Origin of the sequence: Sphingobacterium multivorum, assembly GCF_900457465.1 — a bacterium.
Lineage (GTDB): Bacteria > Bacteroidota > Bacteroidia > Sphingobacteriales > Sphingobacteriaceae > Sphingobacterium > Sphingobacterium multivorum.
The window spans coordinates 1,188,337-1,214,418 of record NZ_UAUU01000002.1; the positions used below are offsets into that span (position 1 = coordinate 1,188,337).

The window sequence follows — 26,082 nt, forward strand, 5'->3', positions numbered from 1 at the left end:
AAAGAATTCTATCTTTATTTTCCTTTAATTTTTTCGTTACTAAAGGAATATGGAGCATCCTCTTTTTTTGTTCCCCTATTTTTATTCGGTGTGTCACTCATTTTAAATTCAAGGTTAGCGCCCTGCAATAAATCACTATACCGGATATAATTGCGATTATAAGGCTTTCCATTCCAAGATAACTGATCTATGTAAACCTGATTCGACTCCTGTTGTTTGGCTTGAATCAAGATTTCTTTCCCGTTTTCAAGTCGGAGTATCACTTTATCGAATTGTGGTGAACCAATCACGTATTCGCCCGAGGCAGGAGAAACGGGATAAAATCCCAGCGAAGAGAAGACATACCAGGCTGAAGTCTGCCCATTATCTTCATCACCACAATAGCCATCTGGTGTAGGCAAATAAAGTTTATCCATTATTTTGCGTACCCAATATTGTGCTTTCCAGGGCTCTGCAGCATAATTATACAGATAAGGCATATGTTGGATAGGTTGATTTCCATGCGCATACTGCCCCATATTCATCACTTGCATTTCACGCATTTCGTGGATCATTCCGCGACTTTTCATACCCTCATAACTCGGAATAACAAACACCGTATCCAATATGGACACAAATGATTTATTACCACCCATCAAATTAATTAAACCCTGAGGGTCATGGAACACACAAAAACTCCAATGCCAAGCATTTCCTTCCGTATATTCTCTTGACCAAGCACTTGGATCAAAATCTGAGACGAACGATCCGTCTTCTTTTTTCCCACGCATAAGTTTTGTACTTGGGTCAAACAGATTTTTATAGTTCATCGCGCGTGTTGCATAAATAGCTGTTTCAGCTTCCGGTTTGCCTAATGCTTTGCCAAATTCATAAATACACCAGTCATTGTATGCATATTCCAATGAACGTGCTACATTTTGGTCTACTTTTACATCAGCAGGTATATAGCCCAATTTATTATAATATTCATAACCGAAGCGTCCTGTCGAAGAGTGTTTCGGATAGGCACTATTGGCTCCATGCTTGAGCGCTTCCCATAACAGGTCTTTATCATAGCCTTTCCGATCAGTCATCAGGGCATCTGCGACAATAGAAGCGGAATTGTTTCCAATCATCGATGCACGATGTCCTGGCGAAGCCCACTCCGGAAGGTAACCACTCTCTTTATACGCATTCACCAAACCTTCTTGCATGCGATCGTTCATGGATGGATATAATAAATTCAACAGCGGAAACAAACTTCTAAAGGTGTCCCAAAAACCTGTATCTGTAAACATCTCACCAGGTAGGACCTGCCCATTGTAGGGGCTATAGTGAATACGCTTACCATTTCCATCAATTTCAGAAAAGTCTCTCGGAAAAAGTGTTGAACGATAGAGGCTAGAATAAAATGTACGTAATCGGTCAATATTATGATCTTCAACCTGTACACGCCCAAGGACTTCATTCCATTGTGCCTTACCCTCGTCAACAACTTGTTGAAATGTTTTGGATTTAACCTCCTTGAGGTTAATTTCTGCCTGTTCAAAACTTATAAAAGAAGAAGCAATCCGAGCGATGACTTTCTCCCCTCTTTTCAAGGAAGAGAAACCCACAACTGCTCCGGCATGATTATCCTGAATTTCCAGTTCATCTTTACTTATCGCTCCGTTTTCCACAGCAGCTTTGTAAGAGAATGGTCTATCGAAAGTAATGACAAAATAATTCTTAAAATTCTCTGGAACACCGCCGCTATTTTTTGTTGAATACCCGATAATCTTATTCTCCTTCGGAATTACTTTAATATATGACCCCTTATCAAACGCATCAATAATAACATAAGCACTATCGGTTTTGGGAAATGTGAATTGAAAGATTGCTGCACGTTGTGAAGGCGACAGTTCTGTTGTCACATCATGATCCGCAAGATAAACGCTATAATAATAAGGTTTGGCAATTTCCGCCTTATGTGAAAACCAGCTCGCACGTTTTTCCTGATCAAATTGAGGTGTACCTGTAACGGGCATAATTGAAAACTGTCCATAATCATTGTTCCAGGGACTTGGCTGATGCGTTTGCTTAAAACCCTTTATTTTATCCGCCGTGTAAGTATATACCCAACCATCGCCCATGTTTCCTGTTTGGGGTGTCCAAAAATTCATCCCCCAAGGACGAGCTATTGCTGGATAAGTATTCCCATTGGACAATTCATACTTCGATTCTGTACCAATCAGTGGATTAACAAAATCAACAGGTGAAGCCTGCTGTGCCATCCCCCCATGGATCGCGAATAGAAAAAGAATACTACCTGTTAGTTTTTTAATATTAAACATAAATTACGCATTTGTTTGATCGTACTAGCAAAAAAAGCTAAACCGTATTAGTAAATATAAGTAAGATAATTAAATAGAGAAGATGGTCAGGTGTTTTTCACAAGATGGTTACAAAAAAATCCGCAATCAAATGATTGCGGATTTTATATCACAGAAATACTACCAGCCGGGATTCTGCCCTAATGAGGGCGATTTTTGAATCTCTGAGTTTAAAATAGGAAATAAATAATGAGTTGGAGCGGTAAAAACTCTACTTTCAACAAAGAAGCGTTCCATTCTATAACGTTTATCGCCGATTTGAATTTTACCATTTACGTCCTCAACGGCTCTCATGCCATTAATCATATTTTGAAGTTTCGGATACGCTGTATTACTATTTTTCCAGTAGTTTATACTTCGTTCATTATTTGTACCACCTGATGCAGTAAAAGTCTGAAATTTGGTTTTCTCTACTGAACTACTTGGTTCTAGATATAGGCGACTATCAAAAGCTCTCTTATTCTCATAAAAGAATTCGACTCTTCGTTCGCGATAAATATACTCACGCATCACATTTTTATCAGAAAGTGTTGTCAAAGGCATTGGCGCCATAAAGGATCTTGATCTTACCTGATTAATTAAATCATAGATCTCTTGTGTTGGTCCATCGATTTCATTAACTGCCTCAGCATAAATGTAAATAAAGTCCGGCAAACGCCATACTGGAGGTGCACTGATGATAACACTTCCATTTTTATTCCAAGCTTCCTGCAAAAATTTCCTCAGGTAATATCCCGTGCGCGTTGCATTATTCGCTCCGATCTGATCGGCACCACTCGCAATATTTGTCTGGGATGGATTATTGTTACCGCCGCGGAATGCTGCACCATGAAATATAATGTCGCGATAAAAACGTGGATCCCTTTTTACTGAAGTATAAGGATTTGCGTCATCATACCCGTCCTGTTTAGCCTTGGCACTATAAATCGGGTAACCAAAGCCATCTGGCGACAAGTACTCATACTCATCTACTTGTTCTTGAACGGGCATCTGACGAGCTCCACCACCGCGGCTTGGCGGATATACATCACCAAACCACCCTTCACCCTTATAGCGCGTAAAAAACAAAACATACTCATTTTTGAACGCTTCCATATCATAAAACATCTGCCATAGGCGTGTATAAACTGTTGAGTTACTCGTGTTTTGACCGCCACTATCTCCAAAATCGGTATTTGAGTATTTCTGATACAAACTATAACGTTTTCCCCCTGCAACCTTACTTTCAAGAACTGCCTTAGCCGCCTCTTTAGCTTTCACCCAACGCTGAGGGTCGTACGTAGCGTATTCGGACTCAAACTTACGCGTCCCATTATAGCCTTTTGCAGCAGCTCCATTCCAAAGTGGTGTAGCGGCCATCCACCGTGCTTCTGCAATCAGCCCAAGACATGCACCTTTATCGATACGTCCAAAATTCTGACCCTCCCATTTTTCTGGGACGGCATTATATGCTGTTATTGCATCCGCTACAATTTTATCAATAACTTTGTGAACTGACTCACGCTCGAAGTTCATGTTCTCTGTTGCCGTAACAACATGATCTATGTAAGGTATCTCACCATATATACGAACAGCCATTAAATGAAAGTAAGCTCTTAAAAAGTAGACCTCACCCACGCGCATAGGCAGTGAACCTGGTTCTAGGATATCATCTGGTGTACTATATTTTTTTATTCCTTCCAAAATAACGTTTGTTCTACGGATCCCGTCAAACATACTATTCCAGAATTGACCATTGTCTCCCGGTAGTTCATTGATATTCCAATCACCCGTATTATATCTATTCGTAATATTTCCTTCTACTGTAGAGCCTTCGGCCTCATCGGTTATCGCAGCACTCGAAAAATGATAGAACCACGAAATCGGTTGATTGACATTCTTCGCTTTAGTATATACATCCGTAACGAGCTGATTTACTTTTTCATAACGAGTAAAAACCTCATCTTCCCGGATCTGATCGTCGGGTAATTTGTCCAAATATTTGTTGCAACTTGCGATCATAATAGCAACCACACCTGCCATAAAAAAAAGTATTTTTTTCATCTTCAATACATTCATAAGGTTAGAAATTAAGATTTATTCCAAAGTTGTAGACTTTTAGAATCGGGTACCAATAACCGCTCGCATTTCCCATCTCAGGATCTATACTTAAATCCTTTAAACCTGACCAGGTAAATAGGTTCATTCCTTGCGCATAAACGCGTAATTGATTTAAACCAATTCTTTTAATAAGATCTTTCGGCAAATTATAACCGATCTCTATATTTTTAAGTCTTAAATATTTAGCATCATATAAAAATAGACTACTATTGCTATTTTTATTATTTTCAGAATTACCTATATGTAAAGCGGGGTAAGTTGCAGTTTCGGCCGTTTCCGGTGTCCAACGTCCCATATGAATTGGTCGAACGGAGCCGAGTTTATCTTGATCAAAAGTCGGGAAATCCCATACAGCCGCATCTTTCAATAAAATTGAAGAATTTAACGCGCCTTGAAACAAAAGACTAAAATCAAAACCCTTGTATTGCAGAGATATTGGTAGACCAAATTGAATCTCCGGGCTCCTAGGATTTCCCATCACTGTGCGATCCCCTAAATCTGTAATTTTACCATCACCGTTCAAATCCTTATATACGACATCGCCTGGTCCTACTGTTCCCCAAGGTTGAAAATTACCCTGATTTAATTTGTCCGCCTCGGCTTGATCCCTAACGAAGTGATCGAAAACATAGACAAAATTTTCATAAAGTCGTTTACCTGTTGCTTGCCTGTATTCATATAGTCGCGGAACCTCTTGTCGGTAGATCAACTTATTTCTGGAAAAGGTGAAATTAGGTTTCAGAGAGAATCTGAAATTATCCCCGATCATATCTGAATAACTCATTTCAATATCGATACCACGGTTGCGGACCTTTCCAATATTGATCAGCGGAGAACCTTTACCAACTACGCCTGGAAAACCAATGTCATCCGCCCCAAGTTCGGTAATAATGTCATAACGATAATCCTCAAAAATATCAATGCTAAAGTTCATCTTGTTTTTTAAAAAGCCCATATCGAGACCTACATTAGTTTTTCTAGATTTCTCCCATGTTATATTTTCATTTGCTAGGCGCCCTTCACGAAGGCCACTTAGTCCATTGTTAAAATTCTGTTCGCCAAAACTATAACCGTCTCCTCCCTGAAAAAATGCCAGATATCCGAATCGAGCATCACCTGGCATTTTATCATTGCCCACAAGGCCCATCGAGGCCCTAAGCTTCAAAAAGCTTAGCCAATCTTTGGTATTCGACATAAATTTCTCCTTGCTAACCACCCAACCCAATGCTCCAGCCGGGAAAAATCCATAACGTTTTCCCTCTATAAAATTTTCGGATCCATTGTAACCAAAGTTAAATTCCGCCAAATATTTTTCTAGATAATTATAGGTAAACTGTCCTGTCATACCTTGATAACGGATATCAACACTGGCTCTTGAATTCGCCGCATCATAAACAGACTGGCTCGAGCGATTGAAAAGCAACATTCCAGTAACATTGTGTTTATCTTTAAATAGACGGTTATAGTTTATTTTTCCTTGAATGAAGGTTCTATTAAAAGGACTACTTTGTGTAAATGAATTTCCAACAGTTTGATCTACCGTATATTTGTTCCCATTTCTATAAGTACCCTCATAGTATTGCGGATTCATAAATAAATCTATACCATCTGTAGGCTGAAAAGTCGCATAATTGGGATATACCCTATATCCTTCACTATAGGTACCCAACTCGCGTCTGACCCATTGTTGCTCTCTTGCATCATAGGAAAATATTCCGTCAACAGAAAGTCCCTTCGTAATAAAATCCATATTCCAACCGGCGGCAAAACTCCCTTCCAGATAGGTGTTTTTTTCTGTATGATATCCTGATCTAGTCAATTCTCCAAGAACATTAAATCGGTAAATTTGATTACCAAACAACAAACCCGAGGGATTATTTAGCAGATAACCTTGTGTTGAAGGTTGGCTATTGGCTTCGAGAGTGATGGGCAAATACGGCGGCTGTGTCATCGCCAATGTCATCAATCTACTAGCAGAAGTTCCAGGCGAGGTTCGATTGGTAATACGGGCACCTAAATTGAGCTTAACCCACAAGTTTTTTGTAATGTTGACATCAATATTGGATCTAAAGTTATAGCGTTGAAATTTAGGAGAAACATTATACTTAGATAAATCAACATGGTCATAATTATTATCTTGCCCCATATAACCGCCCATCACAAAATATTTCGCGATATCATTGCCTCCTCGTATAGATAGATTGTATTCATGTTGAGGTGCAGTTCTAAAAATATAATCAAAATAGTCCCAGTTATAGCCTAGCCCATCCGAATTATCTCCCTTTGCCCGTCTAAATTTATCTATAGCATCCTGACTAAACAATTTTAAGTTATTGGTATTTCCCCCGGATAGCTTCGCATCATTCGTTAACGCTTCATTGTAGAGAGTTGCATAATCTGCAGATCCCAAAAGCATCGGCAATTGTGCGGGTGTATTTAGGCCATAAGACGCTTTGAAATCCACCGTCGCCTTATCTGCGGATTGCCCACGTTTTGTTGTAACAACGATAACACCATTTGCTCCCCGAATTCCATATGGCGCTGTAGCTGCTGCATCTTTCAAAATGGAAACCGTTTCAATTTCGTCTGGGGCCAAATAGCTCATATCACGCTCAATTCCATCTACAATTACAATAGGTGATTGATTGCCATAAGTTGACTTACCACGAATAAATAATTCTGAACGATCTACCCCTGGTTCTCCTCCAGCATATTGGTTGACGACCAGTCCTGGTAATCTCCCAGCGAGCATGTTATTAATATTTGCAGCAGGGCTCTGCACCAGGTCCTTAGTCGTAATTGTTGCTACCGCACCTACTACATTTCTTTTCTTCTGCGTTGTATATCCAACAACAACAACATCCTCTAATGCTTTTACATCTTCTATCAGACTAACCTGTAGCGCCGATCTTCCAGCGGCAACAATTTGTTGAGGCTGAAAGCCAATATACGAGAAAGTCAACACCGCATCCTTATAGGGAATTTCTATTCGATATCGGCCTGATGCATCTGTTTTCGTTGATTTTCCACTTGCTTTAACGACAATGGTAACACCTTGCAAAACTTTACCTGTCGAACTGTTTAAAACTGTTCCCTCTACAATAATACCTTCTTGTTGGAAACTGAAGTGGCTAGACGCAGCTTTCAATTCGGTCCACAAATTGAATGTGCTACACACCGAAAGCGTAAAAAATAATGGAATTACCTTTCTTTTCATAAATAATAATTAATGATTGGTTTACTAATACAAAAATTGGTCGTCAATTAGTTATTTCTTTGGAATGAACACCTCCAAAGAAATCAACCTTAAGCTGATAAACTAATTCGTTTTAGTAAAATTAAAAAGAAAGAAAAGAGAAAGTTGTTAATCGATTGTTAATGACAATTATTGAAATCGACCTCTAAAATAAATCCCACCTTATAAACAGTTTTAATAGCAACATACCGCGATCTTTTCAGCATTTTTCTAATCTTGCATATAAAAACATCAAGACTTCGTCCTAAAAAATAATCGTTATCTCCCCAAAGAGCAAGTAAGATCTCTTCTCTTTTCAATACAATATTCGGTTTGCTGGCTAAGAAAGTCCAAAGTTCAAATTCACGTGGTGATACAACCTGCCGAGATTTATCATTAAATTCTATTGCAAGTAAATTACGGTCAAGTTTAATGTCACCAATATTGAGTTGCAATTGAGAAACAACAGGCTGCTTAACAATATAATTTTGAAGTTTCAGAGACAATTCTTCAACATCAAAGGGTTTTGTTATGTAATCATTACCCCCTAGACGGAGTCCCTTTAATCGATCTGTTTTAGACAGTCTGGCTGTGAGAAAAAGTACAAATTGGTTTTTATTTAACTGTGAAATATATTCAACAAATTGAAATCCGTCCCAAGTAGGAAGTTGTATATCTACTATAAGGATATCATATTTATTAATCTCATAATAGGATATCCCCTCTTCAGCAGACATAGCATGACTAACATCAAATCCAAAATTTGATAGATAATCTATGAGCATTGTCGCTAAATCAAGATCATCTTCAATCAGCAATATATGTCCATATTTTAGTATCATCTATTATATTGTTGGTATGGAAACCGAAAACGTTGTTCCAGACTGAGTTCCTGATTTAACGTCTATTTTCCAACGATGAATCCGCATAACTTCCTTTACGAAAAAAAGTCCCAAACCTAGCCCATTTGAAGAAGCTTCTTGCTTACCCCGATATCCCTTCGTAAAAATATAAGGCAGTTGGTTATGTGAAATACCTATTCCATTATCGTGTACAGTCATCATCACAGTATTTACTCCGTCCATACTCAAGCGAATATGGATACATTTTATTGGCTCTTTATTATACTTCAGTCCATTATCGACCAAATTGTTTACAGCAGTGACGAACATAAATGGATTGACAAGCGCCTTTACGTCTTTAACGTTTTCATCCATCAAAATTTGAATTACTGTACTTTCTGATACTAAAATCCCTAGGTCCTGTTCTAATTGAACCATAAGTTCTTCCAAAAAGTGTTCTTCGAGAATCACCTCTTCCTGATTAAACACGCTCAAATCAATAGCCTTGTTAACTAATCGATCCAAACGGTTTACCTGACGCATCAACGTATCCAAAGTTGTTGCCATTTTTAGTTTATCTTCTTTAGAAACCTTTACCACCAAGTTAGTTAAACCAATTCGTATGGTTGTCAGTGGTGTATTGAATTCATGGGTGACATTGTTAATAAAGTCAGAAGCCATTTCCGCCATTCTTTTTTTGCTTTATCCAACTACTGTAGGTCATCAAATACAACCAAACAATACCAATTATACAGCAACCCGACAGTAATAATAAGGGGAAAATGGATCTTAATACAGAAAAATTTGTATCAATATTTCCAACGTACAACGTAAAAGCCACACGATTTGACATCTTACTATTTGCAGTTATTGCAATCGACGATACGATATTGTCTTTGTCAATAAACCGAAATTCCCCTCCAATAGGAATATGCTGATCTATTCCAAAGTCCATAATTGGTATAAATGTCTTCGCATCAAAAGTCACCGAAACATCTTTCAACACAATGGCATAACCAAAACCTTCGCCCAAATTGACTTCGGATCTGATCTTATGAAATAGGCTGTCCATGGCTGGATGATTTCGAAGCCTCGTTACCAACGTTTTTGCGATACTATCTTTCAGATTATTGAAAGCATTACTATCGTCTTGGTAATAAGCTTTCAGACGAACTAAATGAGGCATTAAGGTTGAATCGATAAGTTTCTGCCCGCCCGGAAATATCTTATCGTTCGAGATATACTTATCGTAAACAACCTTAATTGCCTTTTTTTCTTTCTGAAATAGTTCGCTTCTTTTAATCTCATATGATCGTGCGATCATGAGATACTGTAATATCAGAAACAAAAATAAGCAACAGATAGCTATCCATTTGTACACACCTGATCGTCTCATCTTTGTGAGCAGGCTTTTATTTGTTCGGTTTATTACTCATCTCGAAGATTAATTCACCACCATTTATAATGCTACTATAGGGTAATAGAAAATCAGCCAATTTCCGCCCATTTAAAGAAACGGATTTAACGTAAACATTCTTTTCAGACTGGTTACGGGCAACTATGGAAAGACTGCGTCCATTTTCAAGGTTAACCTTTGCCGATTTTACCAAAGGACTACCAATCCAATAACTATCTTCCCCAGGTGCCACTGGATAAAAACCCAATGCAGTAAATAAATACCAGGCAGACATTTGTCCACAGTCATCATTTCCCCCTAAACCCGCATGGCCATTGTGATACTGATTCCGTATGATCTGTCTGACGCGGGCCTGGGTTTTCCAGGGACTATTGGTTATATTGTACAAGTATGCCACATGATGTGAAGGCTCATTTCCATGCACGTAATTTCCGATAATGCCATCGCGGGTAATATCCTCCGTATGTTCAAAATATTTATCCGGTAATTCCATGGTAAACAGGGAATCCAAATAAGACTCTAAACGTTTTTTGCCTCCCATTAATGCCATCATTTCAGTAGGTTGATGCGGTACATACAGGCTGTAATTCCATGAATTTCCTTCAATAAATCCTTGTCCATGTGTATCCAAAACATCAAATTTCTCCTGAAATTTACCCGCAGAATTCTTGGGACGCATAAATCCAATGGAGGAATCATAGAGTGATTTCCAGCTTTCAGCTCTTTTGGAAAAAGTCGTGTAAATATCCTCTTTTCCCAATTTTTTCGCCAATTGCGCTATGCACCAATCGTCATACGCATATTCCAATGTATTAGAAACAGATGTTCCCGATACATCTGCAGGAACATACCCCTTATCAATGTAAGCGCCGATTCCCTCATACTGACGTGTATTTGCCGTTTGTACGCAAGCCGCTAGTGCGGCTCCTGCATCGCCTTTGTAAACGCCCTTAAGTATTGCATCAACAATAACAGACACCGAATGATAGCCGCTCATGCACCAATTATCATTCGCATAATGCGACCAAATCGGCAACATCTTCAATACACTCTGGTCATAATGAGCCATCATGGATGCTACAATATCAGCATTACGAGAAGGGTTAATTAAATTCAACAGCGGATGAAAAGCCCGATAAGTATCCCACAGCGAAAATGAAGTATAATTCGTAAAACCTTTGGCGCGGTGCACCTCCTGATCCAAGCCTTTATATTCACCATTCGTATCCATATAGACTGTCGGCATTAAGCTTGCATGGTACATGGCTGTATAAAAATTGACCAGGTCTTCCTTGTTCAACATTTCAGCTTCTATCTTATGCAGCTCCTTTTCCCAAGCTTCTTGGCCTTTCTTAACGTAGCCATCAAAATTCCAGTCTGGAGCCTCAGCCTCCATATTGGCCAATGCATTCTTCATGCTTACTGGACTTAAAGCTACTTTCAGAAGGATGGATTCTTGTGCTTTTGTATCAAAATCCAAGTGTAGCTTAATATTGTGCGCTGCAAGGTCGGGGAAATTATTTTGTTGATCAAACTTACGCCAGAAACCATTATACACAGATTTTCCATCTTCATACTTGGCGCCATAATTCTTAAAAGCTTTTGAGGTCTTTATTGCAAAGTATACGGTGCGCGTTCTCGACCAACCGTTTGTTTGACGGTAGCCTACCAGGGTTGAATCGTTCAATACCTTGACAACGGTCCAAACATTCTTGCCATCATAATTATAAATCCCAGCAGTTAGATCTACGATAAGATGTGAAGCGTCAGACTCTTTGAATGTATAACGGTGGAGCCCTACACGTGTTGTAGTCGTTAATTCAGCCTTAATCTGATGTTTATCCAGTAGAACACTGTAATAATTGGCCTCAGCTCGTTCATTGGCATGCGAATAGGAAGATCGATAACCATCTTGTGGTCGATCAGCTGTACCCGGATTTAATTGAACTTTTCCTTGTGTCGGCATGATCTGTATGTCACCAAGATCGGAGTGACCAGTGCCACTAAAATGCGTATGACTAAACCCGACAATCGTCGGATCATCATACTGATAACCGGCACAATATTTATAAACATCGCCGTTATACCGTCCATTGACGGCATAAGATAATGTATCCGTATCAGGACTTAATTGTACAGCACCGAATGGAACTGTCGCCCCTGGAAAAGTATGTCCCATTTTCGCCGTTCCGATGAGTGGTTTGACATACTGAACTAATTTAGTTTCTTGTGCCTTTAATAGATATGGGACACTAATTAATCCCAAAAAGACTAAACTTCTGATATTCATCGCTTATGAATTATAGTGTGGGATTTTGGCTATAATCGGCCCATAGCTCATCAATAGTTTTACCCGTCTCCACTTTCCAAAAAGCATCACTATAGCTTTTACTACGCATCGCTGCATCCAATTTTTTGACAAAATCCTTCTTTACATGTAGATTGATCCAGTACAAAAAGCGCGCTGTAATACGATAAGAATCGCTGTATTTCTGCTTTTCGTTATATTCTGGCAGCTTCCAGTTTGCCCCCGCATTATCTATGCCATCATCAAATCGGACAAAATCGGCTATCCCCTCCGTAATCCACCACGGGCCCGCCCCATCGGGGTATGCTTGAACAATATGCATGACCTCATGGGTAACCACGTCAATATCCCCTGGATTTTTGGCAAACCAGGCTGGACTATAACGGACAATCCCACCCGCTGTCGCTGCCACACCTTTATAGTCCGGATCAATAACAAAAGAGACCTTTTTTATAGTCTTTTTATTATATTTCTTGGCTAGTTTAGGATAGTTGGTAAAATATGCCGCTACCAGCCTTTCTTTTAAAGAAGCACTAAAATCTTTGTCTTTATTAATCCAAATCAGGGTATAACCACCTTTACTGATACTATCAATATCCACAGCAACCTTGCGGTCATTTTCGGTATGTTTCCAGTTGTCCTGCGCAAAAAGGGAACAAGAGTATACCAAGCCAAATACAGTAACAACGATTTTTAAGTTTTTTAAGTTTATCATAACCTAATGATTATTTCTTTTTGTTCGATTTCAACTTGATATTTGTTTGCAAATCTGTTGTCATTGAATAAGGCGCTGAATTTTTGGACGCTCCCTAGTATAATTGGGTTTTGCCGCCATATCAAAATTAAGTGTCCCACCTTCATGCAACGCTTTATGACTTAACCAGTTCTTAGCATAATCCTTACCGTTCATTTGCAATGTATTTACATACACATTTTCAGTAGAATTCTTTGGAGCATCAATGGTCAAGGTCTTACCATTTTCAAATGTTAAGGTCGCTTTTTTAAATAATGGCGCTCCGAGCACATATTCATCCGTTGCCGGACAAACAGGATAGAATCCCAGCGCAGAAAAAACATACCATGCAGAAGTTTGACCATTATCTTCGTCACCACAATAGCCATCAGGTGTAGGCTTATACATGCGATCCATCACTTGACGCACCCAATATTGTGTTTTCCAAGGTTGGCCAGCGTAATTGTACAAATATGGCATATGCTGAATTGGCTGATTACCATGTGCATATTGCCCCATATTCGCAACTTGCATTTCACGTATTTCATGGATAATACCGCCATAATAGCTATCGTCGAAATCTGGAGACTGGACAAACACCGAATCTAACATGCTCACAAATGTCTTTTCTCCTCCCATTAGGTCGATCAGCCCCTGAACATCGTGAAATACGCTCCACGAATAATGCCAGCTATTTCCTTCGGTGAATGCGTCACCCCATTTTAATGGATTAAAAGGAGTTTGGAATTTCCCATCTTTATTCTTTCCACGCATAAGATTGGTCGATGGATCAAATAAATTCTTATAGTTCTGCGCACGCTTAGCATACAAATCAATTTCAGCCTTCGGACGGTTCAACGCTTTTGCCAATTGGTAGATCGTGAAATCGTCATAAGCATATTCCAATGTACGTGCTGCATTTTCATTGATTTTAACATCATAAGGCACGTACCCCAAGCTATTGTAATAGTCAACGCCCTTCCTTCCAACAGCACTCATTGGTCCTTCGTTATTAGCACCGTGTTGTAAAGCTTCGTATAACTTATTGATATCATAACCGCGTAATCCCTTCATATAAGCATCCGAAACAACCGAAGCGGAATTATTGCCCACCATAATATCGGCATATCCAGGACTACTCCATTCAGGTAGGAAACCTCCTTCCAAATAGGCATTGAGAAGACCTTCCTGCATTTCCTTATTAATGGAAGGGTACATAAAGTTTAAGAATGGATACAACGCTCTGAAAGTATCCCAAAAACCTGTTCCTCCAAATAAATAACCAGGAAGTGTTTTTCCATTATATGGACTGTAATGTACAGCCTTTCCTTGCGCATCAATTTCATATAACTTGTTTGGGAAAAATAAGGTCCGATACATCGTCGAATAAAATGTACGCAACTGATCGATATCATCGCCTTCTACTTTAATTTTTCCTAAGGTAGAGTTCCAGATCTGACGTCCATCTTCTTTTACTTGATCGAAAGACTTATTACCTAACTCATTTAAGTTTAATAAGGCTTGTTCGGCACTAATAAAGGAAGATGCTACGCTCACCTGTACTGGTTTCGATTTGTCTTTTACCTTAAACCCTACGATTGCACCAGTGTGATCACCTTTGATCTGAAGTTGCCCATCCTTCTTCTCTTTGCCTTCCCAAGTAGCGACACTTGCAAAAGGTTGATCAAAAACCAAAACAAAATAATTCTTGAAAATAGCAGGCAGTGGGCCCCGTGCATATTTAGAAGAATAGCCAATGATCATATTTTTTTCTGGAATAATCTGAACTTCAGATCCCTTTTCATAAGCATCCAAAACAATATACGCATCGTCTGTTTTATTAAACGAGATCCTAAACATTGCTGCGCGTTCTGTTGGTGTCATCTCTGCAGTCACATCGTGATCTGCTAGATAAACCGAATAATAATAAGGTTTTACAATCTCCGCTTTGTGCGAAAACCAGCTCGCACGCTCCTCTTGATCAAATACGGGCTTTCCAGTAACAGGCATGATTGAAAAAACACCGTAATCATTCATCCAGGGTGATGGCTGGTGAGTCTGTTTTAAACCACGAATCTTGTCAGCGGTATATTGATACTGCCATCCGTCGCCATTTTTCCCCGTTTGAGGTGTCCACATATTCATCCCCCAAGGTCGCGCTATTGAGGGATAGGTATTACCATTGGACAATTCAAATTTGGATTCCGTACCCATTAATGGATTAACAAGATCGACAGCTTCCATTTGCTGTCCTCTAAATTTCTGAGCCAAAACCGGTTTTGCGCAAAACAAACCAAAAGACAATAACGAACCCAGAAAAACACTTATAGATTTTTTCATTATTTAGGATATATAAAAATATTTCTACTAAAACGTATTAGTAAAGATATAAAAAAGAATATTAAATCAAAACAAACACCTGGCATTGAGAAGCAGGTCTTATTATTTTTACAATCAATTTCTACACATCCTTTTATTGCCCCATTTTAGCGCCGGATCAATTTTGTTGAGATGATATATTCTTTTGGTGTGGATATCCCTTGATCTATTTCCTTTAACAAAACTTTCACACAAGTCTTAGCCAGAGGTTCCAATGGTTGTTGTATACAGGAGATTTTAGGGTTTAAAAGATCAAACAACTCATGGTCATCAAAAGAAAACATCGGAAAATCATAGTTATTTTCATCCGCTGACCGCAAGGCCTTCAAGCCGAGAATACAAAGGTAGTTTGTTGTAAAAAAGAGACCATCTAATCCAACCTGCTTAGCTGCCCAATTTTTCAACGTACGTGAACCTTTCTGCTTCAGATGCTGATAAGGTAATTGCAGTATGCGAGGCTCCATTCCGTATGTGTCACAAAAATCTAAATAGGCACGTTTGCGCGCCAACATTTGTGGTTGATCCGAATCGATGGTTACCAGTCCAAAATTTCTACAACCAATAGATTTCAAATGGTCACATGCATTCTTCCCACTAACTTCATTGTCAATATGCACATAATGGGTTTCCACTGCTGGAGTATTCCTATCAAAAACGACCAATGGAACTTTATGCTCCAATATTTTGCGTTGGTATTCTTCCAAATCTACTGTCGGAGCCAAAATAATACCCTCCACTTTCTTTTCCAACATCGAATCAATGATATCGCGTGCATTTTGTGAATCGCCAAGCGTACTACTGTAGAGGACGTGATAATTTTTCTTTCGGAACAATTCCTCTACATATAAAGCAAATGGACCAAAAAAAGAATCTCCAATATTCTCTACAATTAGACCGATGGTATTTGACCGCCCCGTAGCTAAACTCTTAGCGAGAGCATTGGGCTTATAGCCTACTTTTTCAACGTATGCAAGTACACGGTTTTCCAATTCCTTGCTAATGCGTGCTCGCTCGGCTTTGTGATTAATGACTAATGAAACAGTTGATTTAGACACATTGAGTTCTTGTGCTATTTCTTTAATTGATTTGGCCATAAGAGCATTTTCATAAAATTAGGGTGAAATTAGAAAATAAATATGAACATATCGGAGATTACAATTGATAGCACACAATAAATTATTACACAATCGTATGCGTAGACAACAAAAAGTAACATATTATCAAATTAAGGCTCTTTCATTACCGCTATTATATCTCAACCAATGCGAACTAGTACGATCAAAAGCTATTTTTGAGTAAATTTAACCCTCATTCTTTTTGGAATAATTAGAATAATATACTTCTCAAAAATAGAAGTACTAAAAAAAGCATACGAAGCATTACCAATAAAACTAAATTAGGACCACCTGACTGTTTTAGTGGATTAAATTGGACTACTATATAAACTAGTGGACAGTCTTAGCTAAGAAAAAATTAATTTGAAGAAATAACCTAATGCAAATGAAAACATCTTTTATCTTGTCTCTTCTTTTGACTCTAGCCTCTCTTGCCATAGCTCAACAGAAGGACCAAAGACCGAATATTGTACTTATTATGGCAGATGACCTTGGTTATGGAGACCTTGGTGTATACGGTCAGCAAAAAATTGAAACGAAAGATATCGATTCATTGGCTGCCAAAGGAATGAAATTTGACAACTTCTACGCTGGGACATCTGTGTGCGCTCCGTCGCGATCATCTTTAATGACAGGACAGCACACTGGCCACACCGATGTACGCGGTAACAAAGAAATTGAACCCGAAGGACAACAACCGCTAGCCGACTCTGTACAAACTTTCGCTATGCTTCTACAACAGGCAGGATATACAACCGGTGCATTTGGAAAATGGGGCCTTGGAATGGTCAATACAACAGGGGCGCCCGATCAAAAAGGATTCGATGAATTTTATGGCTATAACTGTCAACGTCAATCCCATCGTTACTACCCCACTCACCTCTGGCATAATAAGGAAAGGATAGAACTCCATGGCAATGGTTTAATGGCCAAAAGGCAGTATGCACCAGCATTAATCCAAGAAAAGACCCTGGAATTTATCGATGAAAATAAGGAGAAACCTTTTTTCCTGTATGTACCTACCGTTCTTCCACACGCCGAATTATCAGGTCCGGATGACAAATATTACCAATTATATGCAGACCGGTTTGATGAAAAACCGCATAAAGGAAATGACTATGGACCACAAGCAACTGTTCCCGGTTACACTTCGGTTGAAAAACCACATGCGATGTATGCGAGTATGGTAAGCCGTATGGATGCTTATGTCGGTCAAATTGTTGATCGGCTACGTGAAAACAAGCTATTGGACAATACAATTATCATTTTTACGAGCGACAACGGATCGCACAAGGAAGGCGGAGCTGACCCCAATTTTTTCAATAGCTCCGGTGGGTTGCGTGGCAACAAACGCGACCTCTATGAAGGTGGCATCAAGACCCCTTTCATTGTGTACTGGCATGGTAAAGTTGCCGAAGGGAAAACTTCAAACTACCTAGGCGCCTTTTGGGATATTATGCCTACGATGGTTGAGCTTGCCGGAGCAAACAAACCGCATTATACAGACGGTATTTCATTTGTGCCAACGCTACTAGGTAAAAACAAGCAACAAAAACAGCACCAATACCTGTACTGGGAATTTCATGAAGATGGGGGACGTCAAGCCTTGCGTCAGGGAGACTGGAAACTTATCTTACAAAAAGTCAAAAGTAGCCAATCTACAGCCGAACTATATAACCTCAAACGAGATCCCAAAGAACAACACAATGTTGCCCAGGAAAATCCAAAGAAAGTAAAAGAATTACGCCAGCTGATTGAAAAAGCGCATGTCGAAAGTGGTATTTTCCCATTGACAAATATAACTCAGCCATAAAAAATAAAACAACGATTTGGGGGGTAGCTAACTGAATTATATTCCCCCAAAAAGCTATTAAATTCCTTGAGAATATAGGAAGAACGTTAAAAAATAGAGATTATCTTTCCTGTAAAAAGAAATCATATTTTTTTCACTAAGTTTACTGACTACCCCAAGTGGATGCTCATACCTATGCAAAAAGATCCCAGTCAAAATAAAAACTGGGATTTCTCACCCTAGTCAGTAATATATTAATTATATACCCTTTGGTCAATTATGTAGGAACGGATTATTATCCCAATTGTGGATCAGTTTTCGAATGATTGCCCGTTTCCACACGTCCTGCAAACTGGCGCACAAATTTGGTATTCTCAACATGTACCGTAATATCATACCACCCATGGATTTTATGAGATTCCACAATCCACTTCGTAGATTTCCCGGCAGCAAGTACAATGGATTTCTTCCATGTACTATAAGCATTATCCTCCGCATGTAGACGGAATGATTTTTTGCCATGATTTTGAATCTCCAAAACAAGATTACCCGTTAAGTGCCCTTTCCTCCCGATTTCATAAGTTGCACGAACAGTCAATGGTTCCTCATGTCCTTTAAATCCCCGCATAAACCCATTTGGGCCATATACGGTTAGATCGTAATGCCCATCTTTAAAGTCAGCCAGATTCCAGTCAAAGCTCAGATTCTGACCAGCAACAACTGCAAAAGGCCAAAATTTAACCCCTTCTTTATAACTTGGTCCACTATAGACATTAAAAGGGCTACTGAGCGATTTATCACCAAACACCTTATTACCCGCTTCTAATGTTAAATGAATTCGGTTGTCTTCTTTAGCAAATGACTCTTTAGCATAGAGCTCATAGGCTAACGCGCTAGAATTTTTTTGACCTTTCTCCTGTCTCGCCAGTAAAGTGGAATGCCCCTTAGACCGTAATGCTGCGGCATCCTCTTTCGACCAAACGTGAAAATTATTGGGTAGTGGTTTCGATTTCGCCTGATCAATCGCATAGATCTGCTGATTCCGATCAAGGAAAGGCAAATCAACAGCATTCGATCCCTCAGCTTTCCGAAATATCGATGTCAAGTCACCTGTAATAGCTCGACGCCAAGAGCTTATATTTTCCTCTTTTACCTGCTTACCCAACTTTTTCTCGAAAAAATGCTCCATAAATTGAATCGTCGACGTGATATCACAGATCTCCGAATTGACCCAACCGCCTTTTGACCAAGGCGAAGCCACAATCAAAGGGACGCGGTAACCAAGCCCCACTGGGCCTTCCGTTGCATTATCTTTTTCTTCACCATCGGCAAGCTCCTGTGCTAAACTCACATATTCACCACTATAATCTAATTCCGGAGAAGTTTTTCCAGAACGGCTGTCTGCGGGGTTAGGTGCTACAAAAGGAGGAATATGATCAAAGTAACCATCATTCTCATCATAGTTCAGAATAAAAATGGTCTTCTTCCAGATTTCCGGATTTTCTGTCAAAATATTCAATAGCTCCGATACATACCAAGCGCCATACATAGGTGCACTCGGATGATCTGAAAAGCTTTGTGGTGCTACAAGCCACGACACTGCTGGCAGTTTCCCTGACTTCACATCATGTCTAAATTGGTGGAGTACATCGCCCTTAGGAACGGTAATTTTTTCACCCTCATGTGTCACAACGCTTGTCTCCCGATAGAAGGGGTCCCCCTCATTCGTTTGAAATGCACGTTCATGCAAAGCACGCTGCTCTTCAGGAAGCTGCTGAAAAGCATGCTCCGTAAGGCGTGCCAAATGTTTTTGGTAGCTATTCAGCTGTTCCTGCTTCTGCTTGAGTTTATTCTGTGTTTTCTGGACACTCTCGGAGCTATTATTAGCTAATGCTTTCTCAAGTTCTTGAATCTCCGCTGGTAATTCCGCGACACGTTTCCGCATAAAACCAAGATGGCTTTTCTTGAATTCAATATGATATTGCGCAAACCATTCTAAATTATTGTCTGTAAAATTACCCAACAAATCCTCGCCGTCTAAGCCACTTTCTATGCTGACCTCATTTTGGTAGACTTTCCACGAGATCCCCGCTTCTTCCAGGCGTTCAGGAAAAGTCTTCCAATGTGCCCAACGGTTAAAATAGATATCGGAATTCCGCACCAATGGCTTCGCCCCTTTATGTGGCACACAGGTTCCAGTCCAGAAGAAATGCCTATTGGTTGTTGTACCTGTGATAGACGAACAGAAGTGCTGATCGCAGATCGTAAAGGCATCAGCCAATGCATAATAAAAAGGGATATCTTCACGTGTATAATAACCCATTGTTAGCGGAATCTCTTTCAGAACCTTTCCTCCTGGCCGTTTTGCTTCGATCCAATTATCGTGTTTTCCCTCATTACGGGCTGCCATCTGGTTTTCCCAGGAATGTGGTAAATTTCCGGTCCACGCAGCATTGGAGTTTTTGATATCCAGTCGAAACGGCGAATAGGTCTTACCTGCAGCCGACGACTGCAACCATACGGGATTACCGCTAGGCAATTTAATCGCCCGTGGATCATTAAATCCCCTAACCCCGCGAAGGGTTCCAAAACTATGATCAAAAGAACGATTCTCTTGCATTAATAAGACAATATGTTCGGCATCTAAAAAGGTACTTCCTGTTATAGGTTCAATCGCCAATGCACGCTGTATCGCATCAGGCATGGCATTTTGTAAACCAAAAACACCCGCTAACAACGAAGCCTTCTTGATAAAATCTCTTCTGCTATCCATAAATAAATTTGTTGTCTCTCTACTAAATTCAATGGTCCACAGCGAATATATTCATTCGCTGTCGTTTTTAATGTAACGTTTTTAACAAAAATCCCCGCAAACGATTGATTTCATTTGCGGGGATTGTTTTTTCGAACGGCTTATTTCAAAAGCCACATCAATTGGTTGATTTCATCATTGCCTTTATATTGGCGCTGCATGGCCTCGTCCAAATTTGCAGAATTATAATTGTACTCTAAAGATGGGTAACGCCACCGCATCGGTATTTTATCCGGTGCGACCGAATTCAAACTTGATGTTGGATTGATCTTCCATTTAGGATAGCCCGTTCTTCTATAATCATAATATGGAGTCATACGTCCCTGCAAGTAACTGGCTAAATACTTTTGTGTCATAATCGCCTCCAGTTGAGCTTCTAGTACGACCGGAAATTGATTTCCATAAGTTGCTACCGCTGTATTGATGTAATTGGCATCTAACGGCATATTATGAGTGAATTGAGCCGTATTTGGCGTATTATCCGCTATAAATTTCATGGCAGCTTCAATGCCTTTCTTATACCAATTGACGGATGATTCGGCAACCCAGCCCCGCGCGGCAGCTTCGGCTATCACAAAACATAGATGTGCATAACTGTATTGTTGTGTTGGTTCACCACTAACTAGTTCAGTATAACGGTCATTCAATTTAGAATAATCATTTTTCTTTTTTAACTCAGCAATTTCACTAAAGGAAAGAGAAGCATCTGTCCCTATGTACGCACTGAAATCATTAGACTGTTTACCGTTTGTGATTTGCAAAGCCGAAGGATTCGCATAATAAAATAGTCGTCTATCTTGATATTGTTTCAATCGGTCAATTATCTCTGTCGAAACAATAGGATAAATAACAAAGCTATTGCTAATCTTATAAAAAGGATAGGTTTGGCTGGCCTTGTCCTCATGAACCACTTGAAAATTATCTGCGTTACTACCAAAGATCGGTTTACTGCTTAAGATTGATTTAAAACGTTCCTTTATCTTCAGATCGGCATCACTTTCTTTTTTACTTAATTGGATTAGAACATTCAATGCAAAGCTGTTTACCAATTTGCGCCATTTCGTAACATCTCCAGCGAACAATGGATCACCATCAAATTTTTCACCTTCCGAGAAGAGCTTATCTGCAAGTTCCAATTCATTCAAAATACCCAGAAAAACATCTTTTTGCGTATCATATTTTGGAAAGTAAACTTTATCCGTTTCCCCTTTTAATGCATCTTTATAGGGAATATCTCCGACACTCATAGTCCCCTCGTAAAACTTCATCGCACGAGCAAAATACATCAAACCATTATAAGAGTTCTTAAGTTTTTCGCTTGTCGCAAACTCTCCCATAAAATGAGCATCGTTGATCGAAGTCATTGAGATATCCCATTCTCCTAAACTATTATATTGATATCCCTCCGTCAACTCCGTCCAAGCGATTTCTTTGGTGAGCATATAAGGCTGCATAAACCCTTTAGTAGAAGGTTGACGTACCAAATTTAAAATTATACGAGTAGCCAACATGGAAGGTTTTACCACGGATGGTGTCTCAGGATTAGTATTGATCTCATCAAACTTGGAACAACTTGTCGATACCGCCAAAGTACCAAGGGCGATATACGTCAATAATCTTTTCATGTTCATATTTGTTTTGTAGTTTTTAAAAAGTTAGGTTAATATTAAAACCAATGTATCGCATCGATGGTGAACTTAAATCCTCAGACCCCACATCTGGATCAGAGAAACGAAACTCTTTGGTCCACAACAATAAGTTTTGCCCAGTCACGCCAACACTTGCACGTTTCGCTTTAAACTTCGAGGCGATTTTATCCGGCATTCGGTAGCTAAGCGACAATTCACGTAGTTTAATGAATGTTTCATCCCAATAGTTCCATCGACCCGAATAGGCTCGTTTGTAATACCCTTCATATGAAACCACTTTATCATTTGGAGCAAATACACGCGTATCCTCTGTAATCTGACCATACTTATCATAGGTCACACTACCGGAAATGATTTTAACACCTGGAGCGATAAAGGTTTTATTGCCATTAACCACTTCCTCATAACGGTATGGTGTATCTGAATCAGGATGTGAACCTGTCTGCCACAAACGACCATTCATTGTTGAATAAGACATCCCTTTGATCCGTCCATCTAAACTAAAACCAAATGAGAAGTCTCTATAACGAAACTGATTTGAAAAACCCCAAAACCATTTTGGTGCAGTATATCCTACCAATTGATTGGCATATTGCGCCGAGATGGGCATCCCAGAACTATTTAATATCATTTGTCCGTCCGGAGAACGCTCCCAGTCCTTATATTCGATATAATCAGCTCGCAACCCTTCCTTAACATATAGAGCATCTTTTGAATACTGAGGATCTAGTTTATGAAAATAACGCATGTTTTGAGAGAGATTCATCGTGATATCCCACTGGAAATTTTCACGCTTAATCGGTGTACCACCCAAGGTGATTTCATGCCCTTTAGTCATCTCTTCCTCTTTCGTATTGATCAAACGCTCCTCAAATCCTGTAGTTTTTGAAATCTTAGCTTTGACGATCTGATTGTGCAATAAACGATAATAGCGGGTATAATTACCGTACAACCGATTATTCAATACCGCGAAGTCAAACCCGAACTCGGTCAAATCGCGTTGCGTAGGTGAAATCGAGTAGTCTTTGATAATATTTGGATAAGAGGCTGTTGGTAGGCCATTCCAAACATTGCTTGTTACCGAAAAAGTTGAATTTATCTCATATGGATTCAGTACGGATTTTGTAATCGCCCAAGATCCCCTTACCTTGAACATATCCAACCAAAGAGGTTTTGATGGAAGCAGGTCCGTAACAACAACACTTCCCGAAACTGAAGGATAAAAATAAGAACGATGATCCTTTGTTAACGTTGAAACCCAATCATTACGTCCAGTAGCTTCCAAAAAGATCGCATTTCGCCAAGACAAAGAAAGACGTCCATAAAGCCCATTTCGCATTTCTTTAATACGGGATTCTACCGCCTTTGCAGGATCGATTGAATTCCGTAATGAATAAAATCCTGGAATTGACAAACCGTTAACTGTATTTGCGATCAAATTATTATCCTTGCTATAGAAAATAGACCCCCCTAATAATCCATCAACTCCCCAGTCGCCAAAATTTTTCTTGGCAGTAAAAATCGCATCGTTCGTAGTCGCAAAGCCATCATAATCGGCTTTCATATACTTCCCTTTACTATCAAAACCACCGAAATCTTCAAATCCGCCCCGTGTTCCATATATTCCGATCGGATTTTGCTGTGTTCTTGACTTGCCATAATAATCATAACCCGATCGCACCATGAATTTCGCCCAATCGTTCACCTTATAATTCAAGGTAACAGCGGCATTCACCTTATTGATCAATTCGGGAGTAGTTTTTTCGTGCGCGATCAAGTACGGATTATCATACCACCCTTTATACATCCAGTTTTGAGACTGGTCTTTCACTAGCCAATAGTCTTTGTAATCTTTCAAATTATATTCGGGGCCGGTCCACACTAAGATATTATAGATGTATCCTTGATCATTATAGCCGGAACCAAAATTATTAGAGGAAGAACTTCGGTTATACCCAAGCCTAGTTTCTAAGTCAAATTTCTCACTGATCTTTGTTGTTCCTGTCACCGAAATATTTGTCAGGTTCAACTTTTGATTGGGATACTGTCCTTTATTATAAATATGATTAATGGATGTTCTTATGCTTCCATGGTCCCCTTGATTAGTAAAGCTGACAGTATTATTGGTGATAAACCCTGGTTCCAAAAAGTTTTTAAAATTGTCCTTACCCCTTGACGTAAGCTCACTTACTTCATACTGTTTGCTAATTGGATTCCATTGTTCGGCAGTTCGGCCAATATCCAATTTATCCCCCCAGACATAATCATCATTGTTAAATTTTCCGGACTCTCCCGAAGAATAGCTATGCTGCACCTCAGGCAACGCAAGATAGCCTGAAAAGAACATATTATTGGTATTCACCGTAATCTCTGTTCCTTTCTCTGCTAAACCTTTTTTGGTCGTGATCATGATGGCTCCTCCTTGTCCCTTACTTCCATAAAGGGCGGTAGCGGTAGCTCCTTTCAAAACGGTCATATCCTGGATATTGTCAACAGGGACATCCCTTAGGTCCATATTTTCGTAAGCCACGCCATCAATGACCAAAATAGGTGTCAGTCCACGTACTTCGATTTGTGGTGTTTTGTTAAATTCTGTACTATTCATAACGCGTACACCGGAAATACGTCCGGTCAAAGTCGTCCCGACATCTACTCCTTTAACACGCGTCAAATCTTCTCCCTTCACACTTTGAGTTGAATAGCCCAAAGCCCTTTGCTCTCTTTTTATACCCAACGCTGTCACAACAACCTCTTCCAATGCTTCGGAGGATTTGGCTAGTTTAATAGTCCCTGCTTGTGCCGCCAAAATTTCAATACTTTCATACCCTATATAGGAAATCTGAAGGATTGCATCGTCAGCAGTATTTGGCAATTTGAAAACACCACTACCATCCGTAGTAACAGCAACAGCAGTCCCTTTCACACGTACTGTGACACCAGCGATAGGCTGACCTGTTTCCTGATCGACAACCTTACCCCTAATCTCGTTGGAAACAGCGGAAATCGGCTTATCATTCTTACTTCTAACATCATTATTGGTTCTCTTCGAGACCACATACAGCTTCTCATCAATTTTCTTGACCTCCAGATTTCCGTCCGAAATGGTCTGAATAAATTGAACAATCTGCTCCTTTTTCAATGTACTCAAATCAACTAAGTCATTGACTTTTTGATTTGATATCGAAGCGTCATAGCCAAATTTGACATTAAATTTTTGTTCCATTCGTGTGAGGATTTTCCCAATTCCTTCACTGGTCGAAAATTGTGATGCCATGGTCTGAAGTGCAAGCGACTGAAAGAGCAAGGCACTTCCCATAAGTTTTAAATAGTAATTGGTTCTTTTCATAAA

General features: G+C 39.5%; 13 protein-coding genes and 1 pseudogene. 1 reads left to right on the forward strand and 13 read right to left on the reverse strand.

Features of this window, described 5'->3' with window-relative positions:
* Window positions 1-14: 14 nt before the first annotated feature.
* The 10 genes and pseudogenes from DTA23_RS05300 to DTA23_RS05345 all read right to left on the reverse strand — a co-directional run bounded on the left by DTA23_RS05300 (window position 15) and on the right by DTA23_RS05345 (window position 16,459).
* On the reverse strand, window positions 15-2,312 hold the full coding sequence (locus tag DTA23_RS05300) for a GH92 family glycosyl hydrolase (RefSeq protein WP_112373998.1): 2,298 nt from the start codon (window positions 2,310-2,312) through the stop codon (window positions 15-17).
* 159 nt (window positions 2,313-2,471) lie between these two features.
* Entirely contained in the window at window positions 2,472-4,394 is a 1,923-nt protein-coding gene (locus DTA23_RS05305) for a RagB/SusD family nutrient uptake outer membrane protein (protein WP_112374070.1), read from the reverse strand.
* 19 nt (window positions 4,395-4,413) lie between these two features.
* Window positions 4,414-7,668 (reverse strand): SusC/RagA family TonB-linked outer membrane protein, encoded by a 3,255-nt coding sequence (locus DTA23_RS05310; protein ID WP_112373999.1) that lies wholly within the window; start codon window positions 7,666-7,668, stop codon window positions 4,414-4,416.
* A 158-nt stretch (window positions 7,669-7,826) separates the two neighbouring features.
* The gene (locus tag DTA23_RS05315; protein WP_112374000.1) at window positions 7,827-8,528 is read right to left on the reverse strand and encodes a response regulator transcription factor; all 702 of its coding nucleotides are present in this window, start codon (window positions 8,526-8,528) and stop codon (window positions 7,827-7,829) included.
* Window positions 8,529-8,531: 3 nt separating this feature from the next.
* Window positions 8,532-9,209, reverse strand: coding sequence for a sensor histidine kinase (locus DTA23_RS05320; protein ID WP_172462321.1), 678 nt, complete (start codon window positions 9,207-9,209; stop codon window positions 8,532-8,534).
* A complete protein-coding gene (locus DTA23_RS05325; protein ID WP_112374002.1) occupies window positions 9,199-9,852 on the reverse strand; it encodes a hypothetical protein in 654 nt (217 codons plus the stop codon). The genes DTA23_RS05320 and DTA23_RS05325 overlap by 11 nt, the downstream gene beginning before the upstream one ends.
* An 88-nt stretch (window positions 9,853-9,940) precedes the next feature.
* Window positions 9,941-12,235 (reverse strand): GH92 family glycosyl hydrolase, encoded by a 2,295-nt coding sequence (locus tag DTA23_RS05330; RefSeq protein WP_112374003.1) that lies wholly within the window; start codon window positions 12,233-12,235, stop codon window positions 9,941-9,943.
* Window positions 12,236-12,245: 10 nt separating this feature from the next.
* Window positions 12,246-12,968 carry a basic secretory protein-like protein gene (locus tag DTA23_RS05335; protein WP_112374004.1) on the reverse strand — a complete coding sequence of 241 codons (723 nt, stop codon included), beginning with the start codon at window positions 12,966-12,968 and terminating at the stop codon, window positions 12,246-12,248.
* A gap of 10 nt (window positions 12,969-12,978) precedes the next feature.
* Window positions 12,979-15,326: pseudogene (locus DTA23_RS05340) on the reverse strand (GH92 family glycosyl hydrolase).
* A gap of 146 nt (window positions 15,327-15,472) precedes the next feature.
* Window positions 15,473-16,459: a LacI family DNA-binding transcriptional regulator gene (locus DTA23_RS05345; protein WP_112374006.1), complete on the reverse strand. Its 987-nt coding sequence runs from the start codon at window positions 16,457-16,459 to the stop codon at window positions 15,473-15,475.
* Window positions 16,460-16,865: 406 nt separating this feature from the next.
* On the opposite strand from DTA23_RS05345, the gene DTA23_RS05350 reads away from it, so the two are divergent.
* Window positions 16,866-18,293 carry an arylsulfatase gene (locus DTA23_RS05350; RefSeq protein WP_204990921.1) on the forward strand — a complete coding sequence of 476 codons (1,428 nt, stop codon included), beginning with the start codon at window positions 16,866-16,868 and terminating at the stop codon, window positions 18,291-18,293.
* Window positions 18,294-18,567: 274 nt separating this feature from the next.
* Here the strand turns inward: DTA23_RS05350 and DTA23_RS05355 are convergent, their stop codons facing one another.
* From DTA23_RS05355 to DTA23_RS05365, 3 genes are all read right to left on the reverse strand, one after another.
* Window positions 18,568-21,045 carry a phosphocholine-specific phospholipase C gene (locus tag DTA23_RS05355; protein ID WP_112374008.1) on the reverse strand — a complete coding sequence of 826 codons (2,478 nt, stop codon included), beginning with the start codon at window positions 21,043-21,045 and terminating at the stop codon, window positions 18,568-18,570.
* Between the two features lie 140 nt (window positions 21,046-21,185).
* Window positions 21,186-22,709 carry a SusD/RagB family nutrient-binding outer membrane lipoprotein gene (locus DTA23_RS05360; RefSeq protein ID WP_239468787.1) on the reverse strand — a complete coding sequence of 508 codons (1,524 nt, stop codon included), beginning with the start codon at window positions 22,707-22,709 and terminating at the stop codon, window positions 21,186-21,188.
* Window positions 22,710-22,731: 22 nt separating this feature from the next.
* A complete protein-coding gene (locus DTA23_RS05365) occupies window positions 22,732-26,079 on the reverse strand; it encodes a SusC/RagA family TonB-linked outer membrane protein (RefSeq protein ID WP_112374010.1) in 3,348 nt (1,115 codons plus the stop codon).
* Window positions 26,080-26,082 lie beyond the last annotated feature (3 nt).